General features: G+C 60.5%; 24 protein-coding genes and 1 tRNA gene. 9 read left to right on the top strand and 16 right to left on the bottom strand.

All coding sequences use genetic code 11. The features are described from left to right. The first annotated feature begins 18 nt into the window (after positions 1–18). A complete protein-coding gene (gene phnP, locus ACFOZ5_RS10640; protein WP_379887057.1) occupies positions 19–795 on the top strand; it encodes a phosphonate metabolism protein PhnP in 777 nt (258 codons plus the stop codon). Here the strand turns inward: phnP and ACFOZ5_RS10635 are convergent. From ACFOZ5_RS10635 to ACFOZ5_RS10585, 11 genes are all read right to left on the bottom strand, one after another. Beyond that, on the bottom strand, positions 780–2,543 hold the full coding sequence (locus ACFOZ5_RS10635; protein WP_379887056.1) for a protein kinase domain-containing protein: 1,764 nt from the start codon (positions 2,541–2,543) through the stop codon (positions 780–782). The two genes, phnP and ACFOZ5_RS10635, sit on opposite strands and share 16 nt — an antisense overlap. After that, positions 2,543–4,012: an MFS transporter gene (locus ACFOZ5_RS10630; protein WP_379887055.1), complete on the bottom strand. Its 1,470-nt coding sequence runs from the start codon at positions 4,010–4,012 to the stop codon at positions 2,543–2,545. The genes ACFOZ5_RS10635 and ACFOZ5_RS10630 overlap by 1 nt, the downstream gene beginning before the upstream one ends. Before the next feature lie 319 nt (positions 4,013–4,331). Beyond that, entirely contained in the window at positions 4,332–6,461 is a 2,130-nt protein-coding gene (locus tag ACFOZ5_RS10625) for a PQQ-dependent dehydrogenase, methanol/ethanol family (protein ID WP_379887054.1), read from the bottom strand. Positions 6,462–6,655: 194 nt separating this feature from the next. Next, a complete protein-coding gene (locus tag ACFOZ5_RS10620; RefSeq protein ID WP_379887053.1) occupies positions 6,656–7,744 on the bottom strand; it encodes a rhomboid family intramembrane serine protease in 1,089 nt (362 codons plus the stop codon). Next, the gene (locus ACFOZ5_RS10615) at positions 7,741–8,424 is read right to left on the bottom strand and encodes a hypothetical protein (RefSeq protein ID WP_379887052.1); all 684 of its coding nucleotides are present in this window, start codon (positions 8,422–8,424) and stop codon (positions 7,741–7,743) included. The genes ACFOZ5_RS10620 and ACFOZ5_RS10615 overlap by 4 nt, the downstream gene beginning before the upstream one ends. 50 nt (positions 8,425–8,474) lie before the next feature. Beyond that, complete coding sequence (locus ACFOZ5_RS10610) at positions 8,475–8,918, bottom strand: hypothetical protein (protein WP_379887051.1); 444 nt, start codon at positions 8,916–8,918, stop codon at positions 8,475–8,477. Between the two features lie 111 nt (positions 8,919–9,029). After that, complete coding sequence (locus ACFOZ5_RS10605) at positions 9,030–9,644, bottom strand: 1-acyl-sn-glycerol-3-phosphate acyltransferase (RefSeq protein ID WP_379887050.1); 615 nt, start codon at positions 9,642–9,644, stop codon at positions 9,030–9,032. A gap of 82 nt (positions 9,645–9,726) precedes the next feature. Continuing rightward, the gene (locus tag ACFOZ5_RS10600) at positions 9,727–10,152 is read right to left on the bottom strand and encodes a secondary thiamine-phosphate synthase enzyme YjbQ (protein WP_379887049.1); all 426 of its coding nucleotides are present in this window, start codon (positions 10,150–10,152) and stop codon (positions 9,727–9,729) included. A 225-nt stretch (positions 10,153–10,377) separates the two neighbouring features. Further along, positions 10,378–11,442 carry a succinylglutamate desuccinylase/aspartoacylase family protein gene (locus ACFOZ5_RS10595; RefSeq protein ID WP_379887048.1) on the bottom strand — a complete coding sequence of 355 codons (1,065 nt, stop codon included), beginning with the start codon at positions 11,440–11,442 and terminating at the stop codon, positions 10,378–10,380. 2 nt (positions 11,443–11,444) lie between these two features. Beyond that, complete coding sequence (gene rimK / locus ACFOZ5_RS10590; protein ID WP_379887047.1) at positions 11,445–12,350, bottom strand: 30S ribosomal protein S6--L-glutamate ligase; 906 nt, start codon at positions 12,348–12,350, stop codon at positions 11,445–11,447. Further along, the gene (locus ACFOZ5_RS10585) at positions 12,347–12,862 is read right to left on the bottom strand and encodes an ATP-dependent zinc protease family protein (RefSeq protein WP_379887046.1); all 516 of its coding nucleotides are present in this window, start codon (positions 12,860–12,862) and stop codon (positions 12,347–12,349) included. Before ACFOZ5_RS10585 ends, rimK begins: the two co-directional genes overlap by 4 nt. Positions 12,863–13,072: 210 nt before the next feature. Between ACFOZ5_RS10585 and phrB the strand changes: the two genes are divergently transcribed. Beyond that, entirely contained in the window at positions 13,073–14,485 is a 1,413-nt protein-coding gene (gene phrB, locus ACFOZ5_RS10580; RefSeq protein ID WP_379887045.1) for a deoxyribodipyrimidine photo-lyase, read from the top strand. 426 nt (positions 14,486–14,911) lie between these two features. On the opposite strand, the gene ACFOZ5_RS10575 is transcribed toward phrB, so the two are convergent. From ACFOZ5_RS10575 to hemA, 4 genes are all read right to left on the bottom strand, one after another. Further along, on the bottom strand, positions 14,912–15,655 hold the full coding sequence (locus ACFOZ5_RS10575; RefSeq protein WP_379887044.1) for a HesA/MoeB/ThiF family protein: 744 nt from the start codon (positions 15,653–15,655) through the stop codon (positions 14,912–14,914). Between the two features lie 166 nt (positions 15,656–15,821). Continuing rightward, complete coding sequence (prmC, locus tag ACFOZ5_RS10570) at positions 15,822–16,661, bottom strand: peptide chain release factor N(5)-glutamine methyltransferase (protein ID WP_379887043.1); 840 nt, start codon at positions 16,659–16,661, stop codon at positions 15,822–15,824. Further along, the gene (gene prfA, locus ACFOZ5_RS10565; RefSeq protein WP_379887042.1) at positions 16,654–17,739 is read right to left on the bottom strand and encodes a peptide chain release factor 1; all 1,086 of its coding nucleotides are present in this window, start codon (positions 17,737–17,739) and stop codon (positions 16,654–16,656) included. Before prfA ends, prmC begins: the two co-directional genes overlap by 8 nt. Beyond that, the gene (gene hemA / locus ACFOZ5_RS10560) at positions 17,736–19,028 is read right to left on the bottom strand and encodes a glutamyl-tRNA reductase (protein WP_379887040.1); all 1,293 of its coding nucleotides are present in this window, start codon (positions 19,026–19,028) and stop codon (positions 17,736–17,738) included. The genes prfA and hemA overlap by 4 nt, the downstream gene beginning before the upstream one ends. A gap of 336 nt (positions 19,029–19,364) precedes the next feature. Here hemA and ACFOZ5_RS10555 point away from each other — a divergent pair, with 336 nt between their 5' ends. The 7 genes from ACFOZ5_RS10555 to pth all read left to right on the top strand — a co-directional run bounded on the left by ACFOZ5_RS10555 (position 19,365) and on the right by pth (position 25,222). Beyond that, positions 19,365–21,113, top strand: a complete 1,749-nt coding sequence (locus tag ACFOZ5_RS10555) for a tetratricopeptide repeat protein (RefSeq protein WP_379887038.1) — start codon at positions 19,365–19,367, stop codon at positions 21,111–21,113. Positions 21,114–21,151: 38 nt separating this feature from the next. Next, positions 21,152–21,760, top strand: a complete 609-nt coding sequence (gene lolB, locus ACFOZ5_RS10550) for a lipoprotein insertase outer membrane protein LolB (RefSeq protein WP_379887310.1) — start codon at positions 21,152–21,154, stop codon at positions 21,758–21,760. 18 nt (positions 21,761–21,778) lie between these two features. Further along, entirely contained in the window at positions 21,779–22,633 is an 855-nt protein-coding gene (gene ispE / locus ACFOZ5_RS10545) for a 4-(cytidine 5'-diphospho)-2-C-methyl-D-erythritol kinase (protein ID WP_379887036.1), read from the top strand. Positions 22,634–22,655: 22 nt separating this feature from the next. Further along, positions 22,656–22,730 (top strand) — tRNA-Gln (locus ACFOZ5_RS10540). 52 nt (positions 22,731–22,782) lie between these two features. Next, positions 22,783–23,733: a ribose-phosphate diphosphokinase gene (locus ACFOZ5_RS10535; RefSeq protein WP_091849287.1), complete on the top strand. Its 951-nt coding sequence runs from the start codon at positions 22,783–22,785 to the stop codon at positions 23,731–23,733. Positions 23,734–23,918: 185 nt separating this feature from the next. Beyond that, positions 23,919–24,569, top strand: a complete 651-nt coding sequence (locus tag ACFOZ5_RS10530; protein WP_379887034.1) for a 50S ribosomal protein L25/general stress protein Ctc — start codon at positions 23,919–23,921, stop codon at positions 24,567–24,569. Positions 24,570–24,631: 62 nt separating this feature from the next. Continuing rightward, on the top strand, positions 24,632–25,222 hold the full coding sequence (pth, locus tag ACFOZ5_RS10525) for an aminoacyl-tRNA hydrolase (protein WP_379887032.1): 591 nt from the start codon (positions 24,632–24,634) through the stop codon (positions 25,220–25,222). A gap of 37 nt (positions 25,223–25,259) precedes the next feature. Here pth and ACFOZ5_RS10520 read toward each other — a convergent pair whose 3' ends face one another. Continuing rightward, on the bottom strand, positions 25,260–26,051 hold the full coding sequence (locus ACFOZ5_RS10520) for a hypothetical protein (RefSeq protein WP_379887030.1): 792 nt from the start codon (positions 26,049–26,051) through the stop codon (positions 25,260–25,262). Between the last annotated feature and the right edge of the window lie 210 nt (positions 26,052–26,261).

Raw genomic sequence — 26,261 nt, 5'->3', positions numbered from 1 at the left:
TGACACAGGGGGATGGCTATGCGAGTAACGTTTCTGGGCACCGCTGCCGCCGGCGGCGTTCCGCTATTCGGCTGTGACTGCCTTGCCTGCAAGCGTGCGACCGGCGATGACGCCTACCGCCGTGAACCCTGCTCAGCGTTGATTGAGTCCGGCGATACCCGGATACTGATCGACGCCGGGCTTATGGATCTGCATCGTCGATTCAACCCCGGCGATCTGGATGCGATCCTGCTGACCCACTTCCACCCGGACCATGTCCAGGGGCTACTCCATATACGCTGGGGACGCGGTGAGCGGATACCCGTATTCATTCCGCCGGACGAGGAAGGATTTTCCGATCTTTTCAAGCACCCGGGCCTGCTGGATTTCAGGCCACAAAAAGCCTTTGCCGGTTTTCGCATTGGCCCACTCACCATTACCCCGGTGCCCCTGGCCCACTCCAAACCCACCTTCGGTTACCACTTCCAGGATCTGGACCATGCGCGTTTCAGCTACCTGACGGACACCTGTGGACTGCCGCCGGAGACCAGTGAATTCCTCCGTCAACAGCCCCCCCATGGGCTGGCGCTGGACTGCACCTTCCCACCCCGTCCGGAACCGCAGGGCCACAATGACTGGCCACTGGCACTGGAGATTATCGCGGACATCTCGCCATCACGGGCCTGGCTGACCCACATCCGTCATGATCTGGACGAATGGCTGATCCGGGAGCAACCTGCGTTGCCAGACTCCGTGGAGATCGCCCGCGACAACGGTACTTCAGTACTGGCAGGGGAGCCTCACGGCCAGGTCTGAAACAGGATCATCAACAGGACAACATTCAGCAGAATCGACAGGGTGGCCACGAAACACCAGGTATCCGACGGCACCCGCTCAATCAGTGGCGCACTGGATGACGGCATCAGCTCCGGGTTCGGATGTTCCAGGTCCTGCAGGAATTCAGACAGGGCCTGGTAGCGGTTGGCGGCACGTTCCGCGACCGCCTTGCGCAGGCAGGCATCCACCCAGGGCGGGATTCCCGGATTGAGATCCCGGGCGCTGCGATAATCCGGCCGGCGCCGGCGACCAGGTCTGTCGGATGTCTGGCGGGGCAACGTCCCGGTCAGCATCTCGTAGGCTATTACGCCCAGGGAGTACCGGTCTGACGCCGGAGTGCCGGGCTCACCATTAAGGCATTCGGGCGCGGCGTAGCTGGCCGTACCGGCCCAGGCACCGTTGGCCCAGGGACCGGCGATCTGCTCGACACCCCGTATGCGCACCGATCCCAGGTCGATCAGCCTGGCCGTGCCACGCTGGTCGACCATGATGTTTTCCGGCTTCAGGTCCTGGTGCACCATCTCCAGGCGGTGCAGGGCCCGCAGACCCAGGGCAATCTGCCTGACCAGATCCCGGACCCGCGCCAGGGACGGCTTCGGGTTATCCTGCATCCACTCCCGCAGTGTCTGCCCCTGGACGTGTTCGGTCAGGGCATACAGGCACTGGCGGTCATCGGGCAACGCCAGGCCCTGGACCACATGGGGGCTGTTGACCCGGCGGCTGACCCAGATCTCGTTCAGGAAACGGTCGATATAGGCCGGGTCGTCCACATAATTGGGGGATGGCGTCTTGAGGACAACGGTGGCGCCGCCACCCGGTGGCTCTGCCAGGTAGACCTGGGTTCGCGTGCTGGCGTGAATCTCGCGGATGATACGGTACCCGTCCAGTACGTGACCGGGCTTGAGGAGGGGCGGGAACGGCAGGTTGGTCAGGCGTTCATAGTGGGAGGCCAGATCCTCCCGGGGCAGCTCGTCCACCACCAGCACCAGGGCGGTCAGGTTGTCGTCACTGCCACGGCGGTAGGCTGCCTTGCCAAGGCTCTCCGCCGCCTGCGCCGGATCACCGTCACCACCGAACCGCACCATGGCTTTGTCATCCAGAACGCCGTGAATGCCATCCGTGGTCATCACCAGGCGGTCACCGGATTGCAGGGTGACCCGGTGCACGTCAATCTCCACGTTCAGCTCCACGCCCATGGCCCGGGCCAGGGCAAAGCGCTGGTTGCCAAGAGCAGCGTGATGGTCACGGGTCAGGCGTTCCAGGCGGCCATTGCGCACCAGGCTGATGCGGCTGTCACCGATATGGAACAGGTAGGCAATGCGGTTACGGATCACCACCGCCGAGAAGGTGGTCACCAGCGCCGAGGTATCCCCATGGCGCTGATGACCGCGACCATGGAGCCACCGGTTAAGCGCGCCCAGCACCCGGCTGGCGGAGGTTTCCACGGTCCAGGAGTCCGGGGTACTGTAGTAGTCGCTGACAAAGCCCCGCACACAGGCTTCCGCCGCTTCCCGGCCCGCCTCCGCGGCGCTGACACCATCGGCGATAGCCGCCACCAGCCCCTTCATGCGCATGGTATCGCCCTCGGGGATATGGACGCCCAGGCAATCCTGATTGTCCGCCTTGCGGCCGGCGTCCGTATACTGACCATACCGGACCAGCATCCGGTCTGGTTGTGCCGGTTTTTCCAGTGTGGGGGTGTGAGGCTGGGGGCGAACCAGATCCATCAGGGTACCTCGATCATACGAACCGTGCCGTCAGGCATGACCTCACTGGTCTGGGGCCCCGGCTCTTCCATGAAGATGGATACCAATAACAGGATCAGGAAGGCAATACCACCGAGCACCAGGAAGAACTGGGCCGGCGTCACCACCGCCAGCACTACCAGGAAGACCACCCCACCCACGTTACCGTAGGCTCCGGTCATGCCGGCCACCTGGCCGGTCAGCCGCCGCTTGACCAGCGGCACCGAGGCATAGACAGAGCCACAGGCGCCCTGCACGAACAGCGAGCAGACCACCACCAGGGCAACGGCAAGCGGCAGCGGCCAGCTACCATCGATGCGGGACATCACGCCATAACCGACACAGATACCACACAGCATCAACCCGGTAGTGAACTTGCGGCCGAACCGGTCGGCAATATAACCACCACCGGGCCGGGCAATCAGGTTCATCAGCGCGAAGGTGCCGCCCAGGGCACCGGCCATCAGCGGCGTAATATCGAAAGTATCCAGGAAGAACAGCGGCAGCATGGACACCACCGCCAGCTCTGAACCAAAGGCCGCCATGTAGACCAGGTTCAGCAGCGCTACCTGCTTGAACGGATACCGATCGAACTCCGGAACCGTTTCGGTGAACACATGGCCGTTGACCTGCCAGATTCGCAGGAACTGCACGACGGCCATCACCAGCACCACACCATAAAGGACAAAGGAGGTTACATCCCCCAGCAGGCCCAGACGGGCCGGGCTGAGCTGCCATACGATCAGTGCCAGGGCCAGGAAGAGCGGCAGGTTCATCACGCCATAGAGCAGGAAATCCCCCTTCGAGGTGACCTCCATGGCCCCGCCCTTCTTGGGTTTGAAGTACGTGGATCCCTTGGGCGTGTCGCGCACCTGATGGTAGAACACACCGGCGTACAGGATAGCAATGACACCGGTGCTGCCCACCGCGTATCGCCAGCCATCGTCGCCGCCAAAAGCGAGCGCCAGGGACGGCAGCGAGAGCGCGGCAAAGGCGGCACCAAAGTTGCCCCAGCCGCCGTAGATGCCTTCGGCAAAGCCCACCTCACGGGCCGGGTACCACTCGCTGATCAGGCGGATGCCCACCACGAAGCCAGCGCCGACAAACCCCAGCAGGAATCGGGTAACCGCCAGTTGCGCAAAGGAATCGGCCATGGCGAAGGCGAGACATAAGATCCCCGATAACACCAGCACCAGGCTGTAAACGCGCCGGGGCCCCAGTGCATCCACCGCCATGCCGATCAGGATGCGGGCGGGGATGGTGAGGGCAACGTTCAGCAACAGCAGGGTGTTGACCTCCGAGGTGGTCAGCCCGAACTGCTCGCGAATGGCGGACATCAATGGCGCATGGTTGAACCACACCAGGAAGCTGATAAAGAAGGCCACCCAACTGAGGTGGAGAATTCTTGTGCGTCCCTGAAAGGAGAAAAAGCGAAATGCCTGTTCTGACATAAACCTGCCCTGTAAACGGATGAACGATCTCCGGTCAGGCAGCAATAGGCATCACGCTGAAGGGGTTGGAGGCTGTTACGGAGACGCTGGCAGGCGTCAGTTCTTCAGCGGTGACACCATTGCCAGCAGCCGTAACCGGTTTTCTTGAACGGCTATAAGGCTGCAAGAACGGTTCCAACTGAGCCTGACGTCGTCAATCAGGGCAATTGCGACGCTTTGTGTTCCCTGTAAAGCACACCGGCGCGCACCAGGTAGGGGCAGAACAAAGCGCCGGCGCACACGAGCGGTGCGCCAGCGCCCTGTTTTTGGACGTTCCCGTTCACTCCCCGGATGAGGCAGCCTTCGACTGTTCCGCCATCGCCGCCCGGGCAGCATCAGCGGAGCCCTGGATAAACGCCTGAATCTGCTCCACTTCCCGTTCGGTCAGTTTGCCCTTGAAGTTGGGCATGCCCAGAGCGGCACGGGCGTCGGTGAACACGATGTCCTCAATATTGCGGATCACCTCAGGATGGGAATAGCCCAGGTTGGGCAGGTTGCCGCCATTGTTCACCGCCGGCACACCATGGCAGAGAAGGCAGTTGGTCATATACAGGGCACCACCGGCAGGCACGTCGTCCGGATCGTAACTGACCCCCTTCAGCAAGTCGGAGGGCTGCCGGAGCACCATGGATTCGGGCATGTTGGCCTCACCTCCCAGGCGGAAGGTAAACACCCGGCCAGGGCCGATCTTGTCCGTGGCACGCTGGGTGATACCGTAAACCCCGCCCCAGCCAACAGCAATGGAGACGTACTGGTTACCGTTGTACTCCCAGGTGGACGGTGCCGCCACCACACCGGTGCCTACCGGCGTTTGCCAGAGCAGTTCGCCAGTGCTGGCATCGTAGGCGAGGAAGCGGCCATCAGCGGTGCCCTGAAACACCAGGTTGCCAGCCGTGGTCAACGTGCCGCCGTTCCAGGGCGAAACGTATTCCGCGCGCCAGACTTCCTCCTGCTTCACCGGATCCCAGGCCAGCAATGTGCCGAAAGGGGTTGCTTCCGGCGCCACGTTGGCGAAGAAGTACCCGGTGTTCCAGCCAAGACCCGCGTTGGGGCTGCCGGGTGTGGGTTTGTTGTACTCGTAACCGGGGTTGTTCTGCACCACCAGGGGCACCCCCTGGGCCGGGATATAGACCAGGCCGGTGTCCGGGTTGAAGGACATGGGGTGCCAGTTGTGGGCGCCATAGGGAGACGGGATGGTCTCCCATGGATCGGTGCGTGAGCGCGCGCCGGCTACCTCGATGGGGCGTCCATTATCATCATAGCCTTCGGCCCAGTTTACCTGGACGAAGGGTTCCGCCGAGATGAACTCGCCGTCGGTGCGATCAATGACGAAGAAGAAGCCATTCTTTGGCGCCTGCATCAGCACCTTGCGGGTCTTACCGTCGATGTCCAGATCCGCCAGGATAATATGCTGGGTGGAGGTATAGTCCCAGGAGTCACCGGGCGTATGCTGGTAGTGCCACTGGTATTCGCCGGTGTCCGGGTCCAGCGCTACCACCGAGGCCAGGTAGAGGTTGTCACCGCCGGCGGGGCTGCGCTGCAGTTGGTTCCAGGGGGTACCGTTACCGGTACCCACATACATCAGGTCCAGTTCCGGGTCATAGGCAATGGAGTCCCACATGGTGCCTCCGCCCCCTTCTTCCCACCATTTTCCGGCGGGATCCCAGGTCTCGGCGGCTTTCTTCATGCTGTCATTCTCGAACGGCTCATCCGGGTTGCCTGGCACCGAGAACCAGCGCCAGGCCTGCTTGCCGGTTTCCACGTCATAGGCCGTCAGGTAGCCGCGCACGCCGTATTCGGCGCCGCCGTTACCGATAATGACGCGGTCATTGATGACCCGGGGCGCGCCGGTAATAGTGTAGGGCTTGCTACGATCAATCAGGGTGTCGATCTTCCAGAGGCGTTCGCCGGTGGCGGCGTCCAGGGCATGGAGGTAACCATCAAAGGCGCCGACATAAACCTTGCCATCATGGATGGCCACGCCCCGGTTCACCACATCGCAACAGCCCTTTACGCCCCATTCCCGGGGAACTTCCGGATCGTAGGTCCAGAGCGGCTCACCAGTGGCCGCATCCAGGGCGTGGACCACCGACCAGGACGCAGTCACATACATCACACCGTCCACCACCAGCGGGGTCGCTTCCACTCCCCGGCGTGACTTCAGATCGTAAGACCAGACCAGGCCAAGTTTGCCGACATTATCAGCAGTGATCTGGTCCAGGCGGGAAAAGCGTGTTTCCGAGTAGTTGAGGCCGTAACTGGGCCAGTTTCGGGTGGTATTGTCGTTGGCGATGATAGCGGCCGTATCGATTCCAGCGGCAGGGTTATCGTCCGCATCCCCGGCCTGCACCGACAACGCGCACAAACCCGCCAGCCCGACGGCCGTCAGGCGGGACAGAAAGTGCTTCATTCGTTTCTCCCTCACTCCCCTGCCGTTGCTGCAGGTGGAGTATTTCTGTTGTTTTTGTAGTTGCGGTGGTCCGTGAAGCACACCGACCACCTGTAGGGAACTATTGACTACACATGGAATTTTGTCCAACCGCCGGAACGGACTGAGTCACGATTCAGCGAACCCGCCAGACACGCACGGGCCCCGATCAGGCACTAGCGCCGAACCTGGACTTCCGGACCTGCCAGATGCGCCAGCAGCGGGTTGGACCGCCACACCCTGCCCCGCAGGGCTGCACCAATGGCCAGCCCGGCAACAAAGCCGCCGATATGGGCCCAGTAGTCCACACCCTGCTCGCCCAGCAGCATGCCCAGGAAGTTCAACCCCAGCCAGAGGGCAAAGTACCAGGCGGGCGCCAGCTTCTTCTGCCAGAAGAAGAACATGAAGGTCAGGCTGGCATTGGGGAACCACAGAAGGTACATGCCGAACAGCCCGGCGATGGCCCCGCTGGCACCCACGGAGGGAATGGTGCCGCCCAGGTTGGCCAGTACACTGACCAGCCCCGCCAGGATGCCGCACAGCAGGTAAAGCCCCAGGAAGCGCCAGTGGCCCAGGGCATCCTCCAGGTTGTCACCGGTCATCCAGAGGAAGTACATGTTGCCGGCCAGATGGAGCCAGCCGCCATGAAGGAACGTGGCTGTCACCAGGGTCCACAGTGACTGGCCCGACTGGATCTCCGCCGGCATCGCGGCGAAGTGGTCGATGGCCAGCCAGGTCAGGCGCTCATCGAAAAAGTAGCCCAGGAATATCAGGGTGTTGATCAGGATCAGGGCGTAGGTGACCCAGGGCAGGCGCCGGGGGCGCATGTTGTACTCCACCGGCATGCGCAGGAAGAACTCGAATACCCAGGTCTTCCAGGAAGTACTCTGGTTCATGTCCTCAAGGGCAAGCTTGATGGCCGAGGAGTTCGCCACCCTGGACACGGTTTCACCGGGTGCCCAGGCACCGGCACAGGCCACACACACCTTGAGGTCCAGGTGATAGTCTTCCAGCAGATGAAAGACCTGAAGCCGTTTTCCGCAGTCCGGACAGTCACAGCGGGCGGGACGCTGATGTGAACCGAGATTGTCGGTGTAATCCGCTTCTTCCACCTGGTCGCATTTGGCCGCAATGATATTGTCGAGGTTACTCTTTTCGAACCACACGCCCTGACAGCGGCGACACACATCCACTTCTTCACCGTGGAAGTCATGGACTTTGAGGGGCGCATGGTCACAGGTGGGGCAGTACTTTCTTGCACTCATCGACTCTGCCTCGTTGAATAAGGGGGAGCATCTCGATCCACTCGATACCAGACCAGCTTTCCTCCGAGCCAGCCCATGAACATACCGCCAACCATACCGTGGACGATCAGGAACACGACTGCCCCGTCAGGCAGGGAGTGGGCAGACACCATCGGCACCAGCACCCAGCCCGATACAGCGACTGCCAGCGCGCCACAAATGGTGCCTGCCAATTTGACCCGCTCCGGCATATACCCCTTGAGATGGCAGTGGCCCAATACCCAGGCGGCGAATAACAGCCCCGCCAGCCCGGCGGGCATGGCTCCCACCATGTAAATCACGGGCACCGGCATGAGATCCATTGTCACCAGGACCACCCAGCTACCTGCAACGAGCGGCCCGACCGCTGCCGCCATCAGGGCGACAATCACTGCGGTGATAAGGGCATGCCCTGGTGACAGGGAACGGGTGAAGCGTTTGCATGAAGGGTCACGGGCCTGTCTAAGACTCGTCGTCAGAGGAACACCCTCGGCAATCCGGTTCATGGCTTGTGCGGCGGAATCCGACCACAGGGATGAGCCGTTGTCGTCGATGATGGACTGGTAGGCCGCAAGCGCCTCTTCCGTACGCCCGGCAACCTCGAGATCCTGCGCGGCCAGGTAGGCCTGTTCAGCCGGGATGGGCTGCTTGTGCTCGGTCATGGACGATTCACCGGCACCGGGATGGTGCCGGATCCTTTGCGGTCAACGGATCAGCTAGCCTGGGTCTCGGTAGCCGACTCCCCGGATTCCTGTTCCGCCTCGTAGTCAACGCAAACAGATTCCGAATAGGAAAAGCTCTCAGGTTGAGTTTCTCGGAAGACGACGTCAATCACGTCCGGATTCGGGGCCATCTGGGCGCCAATAGAAATGTGCAGGCTCAGGCCGCGACTGCCGTAGCCTCCGGCGCCAATGGACATGTCGGAGGAGGTAATGGCGAAGTTTTCCACCTTCTGGGCCTCGGCCAGCTCCCGGAGCTCTGTCCTGGCCGCCTTGAACGCCTCGGCGGGACTGTCTTCCAGCGTAATCTGCTTGACGAAAGACATGTACATGTGGCCAACGTTGGGCATTTCACAGCTGGCTTGGGCCCCGGCTGACGCCAGCATAAGGGAGGCAACGACACCACTGACAACGGAAAGACGTGTGTTCAGGTTCACTCTCTATCTCCTTGAGTTTGATGGGATGACGTCCGTGTAACGAACCCGGGAATAGTACGGATTGGCGCTCACCTAAAATGCCCACCAGATCACATTTCAGGCATCGATAGTTCAGTTGGAATGGCGGGACACAAACCTCTCGCGCACGGGGGCAGACAGTTTTTCCGGGTGTTTCGGGGTCACGCTGGCAAAGCAATCGTAGAGTTGCTCAAGATCCGATTCCAGGTCACCGGTAGCCTCAAGAACCAACGGGAAGCGTAGCTCCCGGGTGCCGTAGTCCGCTACGGTCACCACAATAGGTACACTGGCTTCCCGGGCGATTCGATGGAAGCCGGTTTTCCACTGGCTGGCATTGCTGCGGGTGCCTTCCGGGGTGACCACCAGAATCAGCCGCTCGCTCTGCCGGAGTTCCTGAACCGCCTGTCCCACCACGCCGCCGGCCTTGCTCCGGTCTACCGGTATGCCGCCGAGCTTGCGAAGCACCCAACCCAGCGGTCCCCTGAACGCGCTGTGCTTGATCAGGAAGCGGGCATTGAGGCCCAGGGCGACGGCACCACTAAGACCAATGACACCGTCCCAGTTGGAGGTATGAGGGCCGCCTACCACAATGGCTTTTTCCACGTCGGGAAATGGGGGTACGCGCCAGCCGGCCAGGTTGATCAGCTTCATCGCCAGGCGTTGAATCAGCGTCGGATCGGGTCTTGTTGTTTGTTGTGACTGAGCCACGGAACTGCCTCCTGTCATGGCGAGGCGTTATTGTAATCCACCATGGGATCAGCTCAAGGCACTGGTACGCATCCAGAGGCGCTTACCAGCGCCCCTGCAGGGTGGCGACAATCCGGCGGCCGCCGCCCCGGTTGCGATGTTCACACAGGTAGATGCCCTGCCAGGTGCCCAGGGCCAGATGGCCGTCGCTGACGGGGATGGTCAGGCTGGGGCCGACAAGGATGCTTTTGATGTGGGCCGGCATGTCGTCGGGGCCTTCGAGGGTGTGTTCATAGTGGGGGGCGTTTTCCGGCACCATGACATTGAGGTGGCGTTCCACATCGCCGCGTACATCAGGGTCGGCGTTCTCGTTAATGGCCAGGGAGGCGGAGGTGTGCTGGATAAACAGGTGCAGCAGGCCTACCTGGCAGTTCACCAGTTCCGGGCCATTGGAGAGCACTTCATTGGTGATCAGGTGAACGCCACGGGGGTATTCCTGCAGCTGGATCATTGTTTGGTCCCAGATCATTTTGGGTCCTTCCTGATAAGCCTGGTGAATTTCGTGTTTTTGGTTCCGGGGGCTGGCTGGTGTGGCGGGACAGGTTTTCTTCGCCGCAATTCAGGGGCCATCCCTGGCGCCCGCCTTGCTCCGGGCCGTGTCCCTGGCCCTGCTACGAAAACCTGTCCCGCCACACCAGCCGAGCAGGCCCTTCAGTTACCGCCAACCATTACTGCCGCTATCAGCAAAAGTAACTTACTTGGAGTCATTATCCCATGGATGCACAGGTAGTACCGCCTCGGTCACTTCCGGGTCGAGGGACGAGCGGAAATAGTCCATCGCCTTTTCGGCCTCACCCAGTTCATCAAACCGGGCCACGTGGTAGATCGCCTCGCCTTCGTTCACCAGCGGCAGGTTGTTGACGCAGATGACGATGCCGGAAATGGGAGACAGCACGCTCACCTCGGTTTCACCAAACGGGTCCGCCACCATCGCCAGGCGCTGGCCCTTGCGCACTTTCTGGCCGAGCCTGGCAACCGGGCGCATGATGCCGTCGATATCGGCGCGAACCCACAGGGACATGGCCGCGGTTTCCGAGCGCTTGCGGGGAGCTTTCGGGCCCTTTTTGCTGGGGATCATTTCCAGTGCCCGCATGACCCGGACCACACCTTTCACACCACTGGTGATGACCACGTCGTCAAACCGTAACGCCTCCCCACCTTCGAAGGTGATCACCGGAATATCCTGGGAATCGGCATAGGCCCGCAAACTGCCCTCCCTCAGACCGGCGTTGAGGATAATGGGCGCACCAAAGGCCTCTGCCATGCGCACCGTTTCCGGATTTTTCAGCTCAGCGCGGATTTGCGGCAGGTTGAAGCGGTGAATCGCCCCCGTATGAAGGTCGATAATGTGGGTGACCTTCTCCATGATCTGGGTGCGCAGCAGGTAGGCGATACGACCGCCAAGGGAACCGCTTTCACTACCCGGAAAGCACCGGTTCAGGTCCCGGCGGTCAGGCAGATAGCGGGTACGCTGTACAAAGCCGAAAATATTGACGATAGGTACAGCCAGCAGGGTACCCCGAAGGTGGCGCAGGGCCGAGTTCTTCAGCACACGGCGAACGATCTCCACCCCATTGATCTCGTCACCATGAATGGCACCACACACCATCAGCACAGGGCCATCCCGACGGCCATGAATCACTTCCACCGGGATGTGCAGCGGGGTATGGGTGTACAGCTTGGCAACGGGCACTTCCACCGTCTGGCGGGTGCCTGCCTTGATCTCGGTGTCCGCGATAGTGAACGGCGCGCGGGCCATGTCTAGCCTCTTCCTTTGGTTCGGGTTTTCCAGGGCTGCTGGTTCTTTTCGGTCCAGTTGATGATCATGCCCGCCACGTTCTTGCCGGTGGCGTTTTCGATCCCTTCCAGGCCCGGCGACGAGTTGACTTCCATCACCAGCGGCCCGCGGGAGGAGCGCAGCAGATCCACACCGGCCACGTTCAGCCCCATGGACTTGGCGGCCATGATGGCGGTGCGGCGCTCTTCGGGCGTGATTCGGATCAGCGAGGCGGTGCCACCACGGTGCAGGTTGGAGCGGAACTCCCCTTCGGCGCCCTGGCGCTTCATGGCGGCGATAACCTTGTCACCAATGACGAAGCAGCGGATGTCGGCACCACCGGCTTCCTTGATGAATTCCTGCACCAGGATGTCCGCCTTCAGGCCCATAAAGGCCTCGATCACACTTTCGGCGGCCTTGCGGGTTTCCGCCAGCACCACGCCAATGCCCTGGGTACCCTGCAGCAGCTTGATCACCACCGGTGCACCACCCACCATGCTGAGCAGTTCCGGCACGTTATCCGGTTTGTTGGCAAAACCGGTAACCGGCATGCCCACGCCCTTGCGGGCCAGCAGTTGCAGTGAGCGCAGCTTGTCCCGGGAGCGGGTGATCGCCACGGACTCATTCACCGGGAACACGCCCATCATTTCGAACTGGCGCAGCACCGCCGTCCCGTAGAAGGTCACCGAGGCGCCGATGCGGGGGATTACCACATCGAAATCCTCCAGCACCTCTTCATGGTAATGAATCTGCGGTTTGGCAGACGTGATGTTCATGGAGCAATGCAGGGCGTCGATCACCCGCACTTCGTGACCCCGGTTAATACCCTCTTCCACCAGGCGACGTGTGGAATACAGGTGCCTGTTACGGGAGAGAATCGCTATTTTCATTCAACAGTCCTTAATGCCGGATTTCCGGCCAGGTAGGAGGCTTCAGGCAATACGGTGCAACGGCCGGCCATGGCCGTGCGACCCAGTAGCATACGAAAACGCATGGTGTCACGGTTGGTCAGGGTCATTTCAATGGGCCAGATCTGGTCACCCAACAGCACCCGCGTTTCTATAACCAGCCGCAACTCCTTGTGGCCACCAGAGTCGGTGACAGACCGCTCGTCAATCACCTCAGCATCACACGCCACCACCTGGTGAAGGTTGTGCTGCTCCGGATGCACCCAGAATTTCACGCGGCGTTGACCGTCCAGAGTGTAAGGCTCGGTGCGAAAAGTATGCAGGCAGGAGGTACGTGCCCCAGTGTCCACTTTCGCCTTGATCAGCGCAATATCCAGGTCGGGCAGTGCCAGCCACTCCCGCCAGCCGAGGGGAACCCGCTTGCTGACGCCCTCGCCGGGGGCCTGCTTGGGTGTTTCGACAGCATCCGGCTCTGGTGCAACGTTTCCGGGCATTATTCTGGCTCCTCTCTGGTGGTAACCGGTTCGCACCCCTCTTTACGTGGGGCGCATTAGAAGTGGCAAAGCTCGTGCACTCAATACGCATAATTGCCAACCCGGAACCATCAATGAATCAATAATCTACACTCACTATAATCCAGCTCTGCCTATGCGGCGAATAAATGGGAGCCAAACCCATTAGCCACACCGTTTCAGGAATTGTTCATGACCCAACTGGTCTGGTTTCGCAACGACCTTCGCACCGCTGACAACCCGGCCCTGACCGCTGCCTGTGGTCAGGGTGAGCCGGTAAGGGCACTGTTTCTCACCACGCCCGCGCAGTGGCGGCAACATGACTGGTCGCCCGCCAGGGTACAACTGATGCTCGGTCACCTTGATGACCTCGGCCGCCAACTGGCCGGCCTGGGCATTGCGTTGGATATCGTCGAAAGCGATGACTTTGCCGCCAGCATCAGGGTTCTTGAGGATCACTGCCACAAGCATGGCATCCGACGGGTCCATTTCAATGACGAATACGGCATCAACGAGCGGCGCCGGGACCGGGACATTCGTGACAGCCTTGCCCGGAGCGACATTCAGGTCAGCAAGTACCGGGATCAGACGGTAGCGCCCGTTGGCAGTATCCGCACGGGAAAGGAAGAGCCCTACTCGGTCTTTACGCCTTTCGCCCGCCGCTGGCGGCAGTGGGTGGATGAAACTTCACCGACCGTTTTGCCAATACCGGAAGCAGTGGCGAAGCCGGTATCGTGGACACCATACAATGGCTCGGCAGCGGATCTTGGTTTCGGCACGCCTCCGCCAGAACTGGTCAGTCCTGACGAGGAATCTGCTCACAGCCAGCTTGACCTGTTCCTTGACGAGCGTTGTGGTGACTACAAGGACCAGCGAGACTTTCCGGCCGTGGATGGCACCAGTGTCCTGTCACCCTATCTTGCCGTTGGCGCTCTCTCCGGTCGCCAGTGCCTGCTGGCCGCCCGCGAGGCCCAGGGGAGGGGCGGTAATCAGGAGGGTTTCGCCACCTGGGTGAATGAGATTGCCTGGCGGGATTTCTACATCCATATCCTTTACCACTACCCGCAAGTGAGCATGCACAAGGCGTTCAAGCCTGAAACGGAGCAGCTTCGCTGGAACCCTGCAGGCGAACATTTCGAGGCCTGGAAGGAGGGCCGCACCGGCATTCCCATTGTGGATGCCGCCATGCGTCAGCTCCGGGAAACCGGCTGGATGCATAACCGCCTGCGCATGGTGACGGCCATGTTTCTGACCAAGAATCTGTTCATCGACTGGCGCAAGGGCGAGGCCTGGTTCATGCAGAATCTGGTGGATGGATTCCTGGCGTCCAATAACGGCGGCTGGCAGTGGAGTGCCTCCACCGGCACCGATGCGGCGCCCTATTTCCGGGTGTTCAACCCGGTGACCCAGAGTGAGCGGTTTGATCCGAAGGGGGAATTCATCCGCCGCTGGGTGCCTGAGCTGGCGACGCTGGACAACAAACGGATTCATAATCCTGGTGTGGGTGGGGTTATTCCCGGGGGGTATCCGCGACCGATTGTGGATCTTAAGGAAAGCCGAAAAGAGGCTATTGCGAAATTTCAGGCATTGAAAAATTCTGATTAAAAGAACGATTGCTATCCAGCGAGTAGCACAAAGGTTCGAGGCACGTGGGGTGAGATCATTTTCCGAGACCGTCGAGCGCCATGGACGGCGCTCGTCGAGATCTATTACCGCCATGGATGGCGGAAATGCCGATTTTGCAGGAGCAAAAATCGGCCATGGATGTACTTGCGGGGCGTGTCTCGGAAAAAGATATCGCACCACGGGCCCACCCACGGAGTCAGCATTCCTGTAGGACTTCAACTCCTTGCTTGGCGCGCAAGGCGATGCCCTTTTCCGGGACACGCCGTGAATACATCCCTGTAGGCTCTTCAAAAACGTCCCTGTTTTTGAAGGTCCCGGAAAAGGGCATCACCTCACGCGCTCGATCTGCGGTGCTGTTCGCGTCGTAAGCGGCATCACCTTCTCAAAGATTCGAGATCAAAAAACTCAAGAACAAACCGGACAATTCGGATCCCGCGCCAATTTCATCTCCCGCCACTCCATCTGCCAGGCATCCAGAATCAACAACCTGCCTACCAGCGTCCGGCCCTTTCCGGAAATCACCTTGATGGCCTCCATCGCCTGGGTGGCGCCTATCATGCCTACCAGAGGACCAATCACTCCGGCCTCGGAACAGGTCAGATCCTCATTGCCCTGCTCCGGATACAGGCAGTGATAACAGGGGCTGGCTTCATCACGTGAATCGTAGACGGTCACCTGACCTTCCCCACGAATCGCCGCGCCGGACACCAACGGCACCTTCGCTGCGACACAGGCCCGGTTCAGGGCGAAACGGGTGTTGAAGTTATCCGTGCAGTCCAGCACCAGATCCACTCCGGCCACCGCCTCCATCAACACCTCACCCTCCAGGCGATCCGTTCGGGCCGTCACGGCGATATCCGGGTTGATTGCACGAATCCGCGCTGCCAGCGTTTCCGACTTTGACTGGCCGATAGCCTGCTGGTCGAAGGCAATCTGCCGCTGCAGGTTCGCCAGCTCCACCTCATCGTCATCAACCAGCACCAACTCGCCCACGCCCGCCGCGCCCAGATAGAGGGCAACCGGACACCCCAGCCCACCGCTGCCGACCACCAACACCCGGGCCTGTTTCAGGGCCAGCTGGCCGTCCACATCAAAACGGGGCAGCAACAACTGACGGCTGTATCGGAGGAGTTCGTTGTCGTCGAGCATAAAAATGACTCCTTGTTAGCCACGGAATCCACGGAAAAACACGGAAGGAAAAGATGAAAAGACTTTTAGCCACGAAATCCACGAAAGAACACGAACGTTAAAAACCAAAGACTGTTTGTTAGTTGTCATTTTTTAGTGTTCTTTCGTGAATTTAGTGGCAAAAAAATCAGTGCCAGCGCCCCAAGGTCAGGCGATCGTTACCACCATAATCCTTCCGGGTCTCGACATTGGAATAGCCCCCTGCCCGGAACAGCAACCGTACCGCCTCACCCTGATTGTAGCCATGCTCCAGCACCAGCCAGCCACCGGGGGTAAGCCAGTACTGACTTTTATGCACCAGGTGGCGTATGGCGTCGAGACCGTCCGAGCCTGATACGAGGGCCGAATCAGGCTCATAACGGACATCACCACTGGCCAAATGGTGGTCACCTTCCTCTATATACGGCGGATTGGAAACGATCAGGTTGAAGTGCTGATGCGCCAGGCCTGCAAACCAGTGACTTTGGGTCACCGTCAGGGGCAAGCCACAATGTTCGGCATTGCGGCGCGCAAGGGCCACGGCTTCGGGCACCAGATCCGTCGCCTGCACTTCCCAGTCGGGGCGTTCGCTGAGCAGGGCCAGGGCGATCGCGCCGGTGCCGGTGCCCAGGTCGATTACCCGAGCCTTGTCCGGAAGCGGCAGTGACAAAGCTGCCTCAACCAGGCATTCCGTGTCCGGGCGGGGAATCAGGGTATCGGGAGTGACTTCCAGCGTCAGCGTCCAGAAGCCCTGGTGGCCAAGGATGTGAGCCACCGGTTCGCCGGCACAGCGGCGCTCAACCATCTGCCGGAACGCCACCACCTGCCCGGGCTCCAGCGTCGCCTCTGGAAACGCGCGGAAACGGGCAGGGGGCCAGCCGGTGACTTCCGTCAGCAACAGCTCGGCATCCAGTCGGGGAGATTCCCCATCAATCCGGGCACAGGCCTCAGCCAGCGCCTCCCCACAGGTCAGTGACGACTCACTCATCCGACAGACTGGCCAGCAGGTCGGCCTGGTGCTCCTGTTGCAAGGGCCCGATAACCGGGGACAAATCGCCGGTTATCACTTCATCCAGCTTGTACAGGGTCAGATTGATGCGGTGATCGGTGACCCGCCCCTGGGGAAAGTTATAGGTGCGGATACGTTCGGACCGGTCGCCGCTGCCCACCAGGCTCTTGCGGGTGGCGGCCTTGGTCTGGGCCTGTTTCTCCGCCTCAATGTTCTTCAGGCGGGACTGCAGGAAACTCATGGCCTTGGCCCGGTTCTTGTGCTGGGAACGCTCTTCCTGGCACTCCACCACAATGCCGGTGGGAATATGGGTAATACGTATCGCCGAATCGGTCTTGTTGACATGCTGGCCACCAGCCCCCGAAGACCGGAAGGTATCAACGCGAAGATCCGCCTTGTTGATCTCGATGGCTTCGGCCTCATCGGCTTCGGGCATTACCGCCACCGTACACGCCGAGGTATGGATACGCCCCTGGGATTCGGTTTCCGGCACCCGTTGCACCCGGTGGGCACCGGATTCGAACTTCAGTGCGCCGTAGACGCCATCCCCGCTTACCCGGCTGATGATCTCCTTGTAGCCACCATGCTCACCTTCGCTGGCGCTGATCACCTCGATCTGCCAGCGACGGGTTTCGGCGTAACGGCTGTACATGCGGAACAGGTCGCCTGCGAACAGGGCTGCCTCGTCGCCACCGGTACCGGCGCGGATCTCCAGAAACACGTTCTTGCCGTCGTCCGGATCCTTGGGCAGCATCAGGCGCTGCAACTCTTCGTCCAGTTCATCGCGTTTGTGGCGGGCGGTTTCGATCTCCTCCTCCGCCATCTCGCGCATGTCGGCGTCGCCTTCGCCGGCCAGTTCCTCGGCGGTGGCAATGTCGTCCAGAGCGCCTCTCCACGCCTGGAAACAATGGACAATAGGCTCGATCTCGGCAAATTCCTTGGACAATTCACGAAACTGTTTCTGATCGGCAATCACGCCCTGATCGCTCAGCAACGCGCTGACCTCCTCGAAGCGGTCAACCAGCTGTTCGAGGCGGGCCTGAATGGATGCTTTCATAGTTTTTCCAGAGTGATAGGTGCGTCCCGGGGATCAAGGGCTTCCAGCTGGTGTAGCTCCCGCAGCCATTCCGCCACCTCGGGGCGCCCCTCGGCGGAGGCCCTGCGCACCTGCACCGAAGGTTCATGCAATAACTTGTTGGTGAGGCCCCGGGCCAGGCTCCGCAGGACAGTTTCCGGATCGTTACCATTGTTCAGAGCCTTGACCGCCTTGGCCACTTCCTGGTCGCGCAGGTCCTCGGCACGCTGACGGTACTGCTTGAGGGTGGACACTGCATCCAGAGCCCGGATCTGGCTGAGAAAATCCTGGGTGCCGGCCACGATGAGGTTTTCGGCCTCCCGGGCCGCGCCCTCTCGGGAGCGCAGGTTTTCCTCGATCACCTGACGCAGGTCGTCCACCGTGTACAGGTAGACGTCGTCGAGCCGGGCCACTTCCGGTTCAATATCCCGGGGAACGGCAATGTCCACCATGAAAAAAGGACGGTGCTTGCGCTTCTTCAGCGCCCGCTCGACAGCGCCCTTACCCAGGATAGGCAACGGGCTGGCCGTGGACGAGATGATAATATCGACCTCCCGCAGGTAATCCGGAATCTCGGAAAGCACAATCCCCCTGCCTCCGTGAACCTCCGCCAGTGCCTGGGCCCGTTCCACGGTGCGGTTGGCAACAATGAAGTCTTTTACACCGGCGTCCGCCAGGTGGCGTGCCACCAGCTCGATGGTCTTGCCGGCGCCGATCAGCAGCGCACGGTTGCGGGAAAGGTCGGAAAAGATGTGGTGGGCCATGCTGACTGCCGCATAGGCCACCGACACCGGGTTCTCCCCAATGGCGGTTTCGGTCCGTACCCGCTTGGCCACCGAAAAGGTGTGCTCGAACAGACGCGACAGGAACGAACCGCTGGCCTCATGCTCCCGCGCCAGGGCGTAGGCATCCTTGAGCTGACCGAGAATCTGCGGCTCGCCAAGCACCATGGAGTCCAGCCCGGCAGCGACACGCATCATGTGCCGGACGGCTTCGCTGTCACGGAACACATAGATGGAGTTCTCCAGGTCCGCCGGCGCCACCTCGTGAAAACCGGCCAGCCATCGCAGCACGGCCGGGGCACAGTCATCATCACCAGCCAGGTACAGTTCGGTCCGATTGCAGGTGGACAGGATGGCCGCTTCGGTGGCGCCTGTCGCCAGCCGCAGCTCACGGAATGCGTCCGGCATGCGGTCCGGCGTGAAGGCGACCCTCTCACGGATCTCCAGTGGCGCTGTGCGGTGGTTAATGCCCAGTGTTATCAGTGCCATAGTCAGCGGGGAAGCTCCGAAGCCGGAAAAAAGCCGGGAATAATCAGTCGTACCGGTCATTTTACCGGCGCAACCGGAGTACTGCCACCCGACAGGAGAGGTATATCCCCTTACTCTGTGAGGAATATCTTCTGAATGGGCCTGAAAGGTTGCTGAAACGGGCGGCAATCCCGGCAACGCTCTCGATAACTTGGGCCCATGAACGGCTTGTGCCATCATAGACCAAAGAGCCGCTCATGCATGCCTTCTCACCCCGTGACGAACCCGGCATTTTCCGGCGGCTCCGGAATCAGCGGCACAGGTAGCGTGTCCATGCCCCAGACGTCAGGAAGCCTAATGCCAAGAAAAGCCCTGTATCTCGCCATCAGTATTCTGGCCTTCACCGGTTGCGCCAGCCTTGACCGGGACGAACCGGTACCGGCGGAACCCACCACAGAGACCGCCCCCGCCCCGGAACCGGAGCTGTCCGAGGCGACACCGGTGGTAGAGGAGAGGTCTTTCCGGCCAGAAGAACTCTATCTGCTGCTCACCGGCGAGATTGCCGCCCAACGTGGCCAGTACGACATCACGCTGGCCAACTATGTGGAGGCCGCCCACCAGTCACGGGATGTGGGCGTAATCCGGCGCGCGCTGCTGATTGCCGAATCCCTGAACAGCGAACGTGCCGTACGCACCCTGACCGACACCTGGGTTGAAGTCGCCCCCTACAGCGAGGACGCCCGGCGTGCCGCCGCTATCCAGTCCCTGCGTGACGGCGATATGGAAGCGACCCTGACCGAGCTTGAGCAGATCCTGAACCTCGGTGGCGATGCCAATTTCGACAGTCTGGCGGCCATGGCACCCCGAATGCCGCCCGACCAGCAACAGGAACTGCTGCGCCTGTTCCGGGAAATGCAGGACCGCCATCCGGACAACGCAGAGATCCGTTACAGCACCGCTCTGCTCCAGAAACTGAGCGGCTCTCCGGAGGACGCCCTTGATTCGCTGGCCCCGCTGCTGGAGCGGGAGCCGGAGTTCCAGCCCGCACTGGTACTACAGGGCGAGCTGCTCCATGAGGTGGGCCGAATCGTTGAAGCCCTGAAACACCTGCAAACCAGTTCACGACGCTACCCGGACAATCGTCAGCTAGGCACTCTCTATGCCCGGGTGCTGGTCAGTGAGGACGAACTGCGGGCCGCCCAGGACGAATTCGCCCGGCTGGTGGAACGCTTTCCCGAGGAGCATGGCCTGCGGCTGTCCTGGGCTCTGGTAGCCACTGAGAATGGCGAACTGGATCTTGCCCGCAAGCAACTGCAACGCCTGACCAACCTGCCTCAGTACCAAAGCCAGGCCAACTATTACCTGGGACAGATCGCTGAAAAGCAAAACAATACCGACCGGGCGATCACACTGTACGAGCAGGTATCAGAAGGCTCCCTCTATTATCCGGCACTGACCCGTGCCGCTGAACTGCGAGCCAGGGAAGGCGACCTGGACTCCGCCCTGGCGCAAATCCGCTCGGCCCGTGAGACCAATCCGGACGATGGCGCCAACCTCTGGCTGGCCGAGATCAACCTGTTCCAGGCACTGGACCTGCACGGGCAGGCCGTCGAGGCCGCCAGCAAGGCGCTCCAGGCCCACCCGGAAAACCAGAGCCTGCTCTATGCCCGCTCCATGAGCCATGAAAGCCTGGGCAATATTGACCAGTCACTGGCAGACCTCAGCAGCATGGTGGAGCTGCAGCCGGACAACCCCACGGCGCTGAATGCCCTGGGCTATGTGCTCACCGTTCACACCGACCGGCTGTCCGAGGCTCGCGGCTATATAGAAGAGGCACTGACCATGGACCCGGACAACCCCGCCATACTGGACAGTATGGGGTGGGTACTGTTTCGCCAGGGCGACAACGAAGGCGCCCTGAACTACCTGCGCCGGGCCTACGAGATCTACCCGGATCCGGAGATTGCCGCCCATTATGGTGAAGTGCTGTGGACGTCCGGCCAGCGGGCCCAGGCCCGTGTGGTATGGGAGCGCGCCGTGGACGAAGCACCAGACCATGAACTGTTGCTCGAAACCCTGGACCGGCTGGGCATTGACGACCTGTGAGCACGTTAACCACCACTAACTGGAAACCGCTACTGGCCATGGTGGTCGCACTTGCCATGACTGGCTGCGCCACAATCCGTCAGGAACCGCTGCCAGCCGGGTTGACCGAGCAGCCACCGGCGAACTGGGCCGATCGACAGGCCAGCCTGCAACGCTTTGACCAGTGGCAGCTGGCCGGCAAGCTCGCCGTTCGCCAGCCGGGTGAAAGCGCCTCTGCCGTTATTAACCAGTGGTTTCAGGACAGTGAACAGTACCAACTGGCCCTGTCCTCCAGCTTTCTGGGCATGGGCAGCACCCGACTGGAGGGGTCTCCCGGCTTCATCACGCTGGAACTGCCTGACGGCGAGACCTATTCGTCCAGTGATCCCCAGGGGCTGATCTACGCCGCCACCGGCTGGGAGTTGCCCATTGATGCCCTGGTCTGGTGGGTCCGCGGTCTGCCATCGCCCGAAGGTGACTTCCGGCTGGCCTTTGACCCACAGGGTGATCTGGCCCAGATCGAGCAGGCAGGCTGGACTATCCGCTACGAGCGCTGGCAGGATTTCGTGGACGGACAGCCATCGCTGCCGGCCCGCCTGACCGCCCGCAAAGGCGAGAAGCTGGTGCGCCTGGTGGTGTCTTCCTGGCAATCCCGTCGCGACAACTGAATACAGCGGACCGCCCTGATGACAGAAATCACACTCCCCTCGCCGGCCAAGCTCAACCTGTTCCTGCATATCACCGGGCGACGGGCAGACGGCTACCACGAGCTGCAGACGCTGTTCCAGTTCCTCGACTACGGCGACACCCTGACTTTTCGCCTGCGCGATGACGGCCTTATCAGCCTGCAACCCGAGCTGCCCGGCGTACCCAATGGCCAGAACCTCATCATCCGCGCTGCCGAGCGCCTGCAGGCCGCCACCGGCACCAGCCTGGGTGCCGACATCACCCTGGACAAACAACTGCCAATGGGCGGAGGCCTGGGCGGCGGCAGCTCCAATGCCGCCACCACCCTGCTGGGGCTGAACCACCTGTGGCAAACCGCACTGACGGAAGAGCGGCTTGCTGAACTGGGCCTGGCGCTGGGTGCCGATGTGCCCGTTTTCGTCCGGGGCCGCGCCGCCCTGGGCGAAGGTGTGGGCGAGAAACTGACCCCTGCGACACCACCGGAGGACTGGTTTGTGGTACTGAAACCAGAGGTTGAGATCAGCACTGCAGATATTTTTTCGAATCCAGGGTTGACAAGAAATACCCCCCGAATCACAATAGCGCCCGCTTTTGAGGGAGACGCCTCCGGTTACCGAAACGATTGCGAAGACGTCGTCAAGCAGTTGTATCCAGAGGTAAAAAGCAGCCTGGACTGGCTGAGCAGATTCGGACCCGCACGATTAACCGGGACCGGGGCTTGCATCTTCGGACGTTTCCCATCAGAAGCTGAAGCCCGGAGTGTTTGGGCGGAAAAACCCACCGGCATCACGGGGTTCGTAGCTAGAGGGGTGAATCGTTCACCACTTCACAAAAAGCTGACAGAGCTGACATGATGCCGAAAGAGCAGCACGATACTGGGGTGTCGCCAAGTGGTAAGGCAACGGGTTTTGATCCCGTCATGCGCAGGTTCGAATCCTGCCACCCCAGCCACCTTTCTTCCTCTTCCTCTGAATCCAAAGCTGAGTTACAGAAGGATACCGCCGTGTCCAAGTTGATGATTTTCGCCGGCAATGCCAACCCGGAACTTGCCAAGGCCATTGCCCAGAAACTTCATATCCCCATGGGACAGGCGACCGTAGGCCGCTTCAGCGACGGTGAGACCACTGTCGAAATCAACGAGAATGTCCGCGGTCACGACGTCTTTATTATCCAGCCCACCTGCTACCCCACCAATGACAACCTGATGGAACTGATCGTGATGGCCGACGCCCTGCGCCGCGCTTCCGCCACGCGAATCACCGCCGTTATCCCCTATTACGGGTATGCGCGCCAGGACCGTCGGGTGCGCTCCACACGGGTAGCCATCAGCGCCAAGGTGGTGGCAGACATGATCTCCTCCATCGGCGTGGACCGGGTACTGACCGTTGACCTTCACGCCGACCAGATTCAGGGGTTCTTCGACATTCCGGTGGACAACATCTACGCCACGCCGGTCATGCTCGAAGACATCGAGAAGCAGCGTTTCGAGAACTTTATTGTCGTATCACCGGACGTGGGCGGCGTGGTTCGCGCCCGGGCCGTTGCCAAGCGCCTGGACGACGCCGACCTGGCCATCATCGACAAACGTCGCCCCAAGGCCAATGTATCCCAGGTCATGCACATCATCGGTGATGTCAAAGACAAGACCTGCATCCTGGTGGACGACATCGTCGATACCGCCGGCACCCTGTGCAAGGCGGCCAACGCCCTCAAGGAACACGGCGCTTCCCGGGTCATTGCCTATATCACCCACCCGGTACTGTCCGGCCCGGCCATTGATAACATCAATGCGTCACAACTGGACGAGCTGGTGGTCTGCGATACCATCCCGCTGGGTGACAAAGCAAAGAATTGTGATAGAATCCGCCCCCTCGGAATGGCGGGACTGCTGGCCGAATCCATTCGTCGTGTCAGTAACGAAGAGTCCATCAGCGCCATGTTCGAGAACGTCTGAGCCCCTGTTTCCCTGCTTGAGGGTAACGCCAGACATCCAGAGAAATACTCTGAAGCATCCGGAACTGGAGCCCTGTTTTGCGGGGCTCCAGTTCTTATTTAAGTGCCGGGCAAACCGGCCTTCACCACACTCATCGCCGCAAGCCTGGTCGCGGGCCCGGTGGATGATTGAACGAGGTAATAACCATGTCCAAGAAGGAATTCGTGATTGAAGCATTTCCTCGCGACGACCAGGGGAAGGGTGCGAGCCGCCGCCTGCGTCGCGAGGAGCGTAAGATTCCTGCCATTATCTACGGTGGCAACAAGGAAGCTACGCCTATCGCCATCTGGCACAACGAGCTGAAGAAAGACCTGGAAAACGAGGCCTTCTTCTCTCACATCCTGACCATCGACATTCAGGGCAAGAAAGAAAGCGTTATCCTGAAGGATCTGCAGCGCCACCCGTACAAGCCGATCCTGACCCACGCTGACTTTCAGCGCGTCGACAAGGACCACGAGATCCACGTCAACGTACCGCTGCACTTCCTGAACGAAGACAAGGCTCCGGTCGTCAAGCTGCAGGGCGGCATCATCTCCCACCAGCTGAACGAAGTGGAAGTGATCTGTCTGCCCCAGGACCTGCCCGAGTTCATCGAAATCGACGTGATGGACCTGCAACTGGACCAGACCATCCACCTGAGCGACCTGCAGATGCCAAAAGGCGTTCGCTCCGCTGCCCTGCAGCACGGTGAGGACTATGACCAGGCGGTCGCTTCCGTTCACCTGCCACGTGGCGCGAAGACGGATGACGAAGGCGCCGAAGAAGGCGGCGAGGAAGAAGGCGAAGACAAGGAGTAATCCTTAGTATCCCGATTGGTCAGCTAGTCGACCAATCGGGACACTCGGGGGAGTTGGCGTTTATGGCACAGGATATCGTCATGGTGGTGGGCCTCGGTAACCCCGGGGCCGACTACGAGAATACCCGTCATAACGCCGGCGCCCTGTTCGTCGAAGCGCTGGCCCGCCACGCGGGCCAGACGCTCCGCCCCGAAAGGAAGTATCATGGGCTTTACGCCCGCATCCACTGGCAGGGTCTCGACCTGCACCTGTTGAACCCCACCACCTTCATGAACCGCAGCGGCCTATCCATCAAGTCACTGGCGGACTTCTTCAAGATTACCCCGGACCAGATCCTCGTCGCCCACGACGAACTGGACCTGCCCCCCGGCACCGCCAAGCTCAAGAAAGGCGGCGGCCACGGCGGTCACAACGGCCTGCGGGACACCATTGCCCACTTGGGCACCAACGATTTTCAGCGCCTGCGCATTGGCATCGGCCACCCCGGCGACAGCCGCAAGGTTACCGGCTATGTGCTGGGCAGACTCGGCAAGCAGGAAACCGAAGAGTTGAATGCGGTTATCGAAGAGATCATCCGGGTTCTGCCGGATGCAGCCACCGGAAAGCTGCCCGCAGCCATGAACCGGTTGCACAGCTTCAGGCCGGCCGAATAGCGACCTGCCTGCGAGCCATCGAGCTCCACCAGAACCCTCACAATGTCTCCACAGGATCCAGAGTATCGATCCTGGCACATATCTCTGCACACTCGACTTTATCCGTCGCCATCAGCATTCCTTTTACCTGGAGTGCCTCGCCTTTGTCATGGAAGATAAAGTAACGATAGAACTTCGTGCCACCTTGGGCCGGAAGGTTGAACATAACCGGCACAGCCACTAATTGCCTGCCACCACACTGGAATCCACGGGAATCCATCAACCTCAACTCGGCGCCTCCATCAGCCTGCACAAGAATTTTCGGACTGGAGAGCCCTGAAAAGTACAACAAATACTCGTGGCCCTCTATCCTCAACAAATCGGCTACCCCTGGAGCGTCAGCGGATTCCTGTTCAGGACGTGGTAGTTCATACTCACTGGATGAATCAATCTCCGGGCAAATCTCAGATCGAACCTCACCTCCTTCGGTCAGAAAACCAGATTCATCGACCACCGATTCGGGAATCGTCAAATACGTCCTTAGCTCTCCCTCAACCCCAAATATCAGGAAGTGCTCCCGACGATCGTAGTTGTCGGCCTCACCCTGAAACCCATGGACACGAATAACATTGAACGTTTCGTCTCGGCATTCAAGACGCTCAGACTGTTCTGAATACAAAAACGCCCTGTCGCCGAATGGTAGAAGGTAGGAACCGACATCCAGACCTGTTCGATCCAGAACCGTCAAGCGGTACTCTCCCGCCTCGAAAACCTCTAACTGAGCTACCAGACTTGCCCCCAAGGCCTGAGCGGAAACAATCAGGCACAGACTGAAGAAAACCATCCGCACTATCACTAGCTCCTTGAAAACCCGTGTTCACAATCCCTGGAAACAGTTGAAATACATGGATATCCATGCCTGCCCCGCCCCCGCCAAAGAAAGATAACAGCAGCGGGTGCACCGACACCATTTGATGGATCTAGCTACAGAGAGCCGGCTTAGCGTCTGCTCACAAGCATAACTTTTTCCGGAGGACTCATGTGCTGCCTGCCCCTCGCA

It is taken from the genome of Marinobacter lacisalsi, from assembly GCF_042651045.1.
In the GTDB taxonomy this organism is placed as follows: domain Bacteria; phylum Pseudomonadota; class Gammaproteobacteria; order Pseudomonadales; family Oleiphilaceae; genus Marinobacter; species Marinobacter lacisalsi.
Note: the sequence above shows the minus strand (reverse complement) of the source record. Positions and strands in the feature narration are given on the sequence as shown.

Bases quoted from the DNA above. Each gene is read 5' to 3' on its own strand.
- phnP (WP_379887057.1), top strand. From the start codon at position 19: ATGCGAGTAACGTTTCTGGGCACCGCTGCCGCCGGCGGCGTTCCGCTA.
- ACFOZ5_RS10635 (WP_379887056.1), bottom strand. From the start codon at position 2,543: ATGGATCTGGTTCGCCCCCAGCCTCACACCCCCACACTGGAAAAACCG.
- ACFOZ5_RS10630 (WP_379887055.1), bottom strand. From the start codon at position 4,012: ATGTCAGAACAGGCATTTCGCTTTTTCTCCTTTCAGGGACGCACAAGA.
- ACFOZ5_RS10625 (WP_379887054.1), bottom strand. From the start codon at position 6,461: ATGAAGCACTTTCTGTCCCGCCTGACGGCCGTCGGGCTGGCGGGTTTG.
- ACFOZ5_RS10620 (WP_379887053.1), bottom strand. From the start codon at position 7,744: ATGAGTGCAAGAAAGTACTGCCCCACCTGTGACCATGCGCCCCTCAAA.
- ACFOZ5_RS10615 (WP_379887052.1), bottom strand. From the start codon at position 8,424: ATGACCGAGCACAAGCAGCCCATCCCGGCTGAACAGGCCTACCTGGCC.
- ACFOZ5_RS10600 (WP_379887049.1), bottom strand. From the start codon at position 10,152: ATGATCTGGGACCAAACAATGATCCAGCTGCAGGAATACCCCCGTGGC.
- ACFOZ5_RS10595 (WP_379887048.1), bottom strand. From the start codon at position 11,442: ATGGCCCGCGCGCCGTTCACTATCGCGGACACCGAGATCAAGGCAGGC.
- rimK (WP_379887047.1), bottom strand. From the start codon at position 12,350: ATGAAAATAGCGATTCTCTCCCGTAACAGGCACCTGTATTCCACACGT.
- ACFOZ5_RS10585 (WP_379887046.1), bottom strand. From the start codon at position 12,862: ATGCCCGGAAACGTTGCACCAGAGCCGGATGCTGTCGAAACACCCAAG.
- phrB (WP_379887045.1), top strand. From the start codon at position 13,073: ATGACCCAACTGGTCTGGTTTCGCAACGACCTTCGCACCGCTGACAAC.
- ACFOZ5_RS10575 (WP_379887044.1), bottom strand. From the start codon at position 15,655: ATGCTCGACGACAACGAACTCCTCCGATACAGCCGTCAGTTGTTGCTG.
- prmC (WP_379887043.1), bottom strand. From the start codon at position 16,661: ATGAGTGAGTCGTCACTGACCTGTGGGGAGGCGCTGGCTGAGGCCTGT.
- prfA (WP_379887042.1), bottom strand. From the start codon at position 17,739: ATGAAAGCATCCATTCAGGCCCGCCTCGAACAGCTGGTTGACCGCTTC.
- hemA (WP_379887040.1), bottom strand. From the start codon at position 19,028: ATGGCACTGATAACACTGGGCATTAACCACCGCACAGCGCCACTGGAG.
- ACFOZ5_RS10555 (WP_379887038.1), top strand. From the start codon at position 19,365: ATGCCAAGAAAAGCCCTGTATCTCGCCATCAGTATTCTGGCCTTCACC.
- lolB (WP_379887310.1), top strand. From the start codon at position 21,152: ATGGTGGTCGCACTTGCCATGACTGGCTGCGCCACAATCCGTCAGGAA.
- ispE (WP_379887036.1), top strand. From the start codon at position 21,779: ATGACAGAAATCACACTCCCCTCGCCGGCCAAGCTCAACCTGTTCCTG.
- ACFOZ5_RS10530 (WP_379887034.1), top strand. From the start codon at position 23,919: ATGTCCAAGAAGGAATTCGTGATTGAAGCATTTCCTCGCGACGACCAG.
- pth (WP_379887032.1), top strand. From the start codon at position 24,632: ATGGCACAGGATATCGTCATGGTGGTGGGCCTCGGTAACCCCGGGGCC.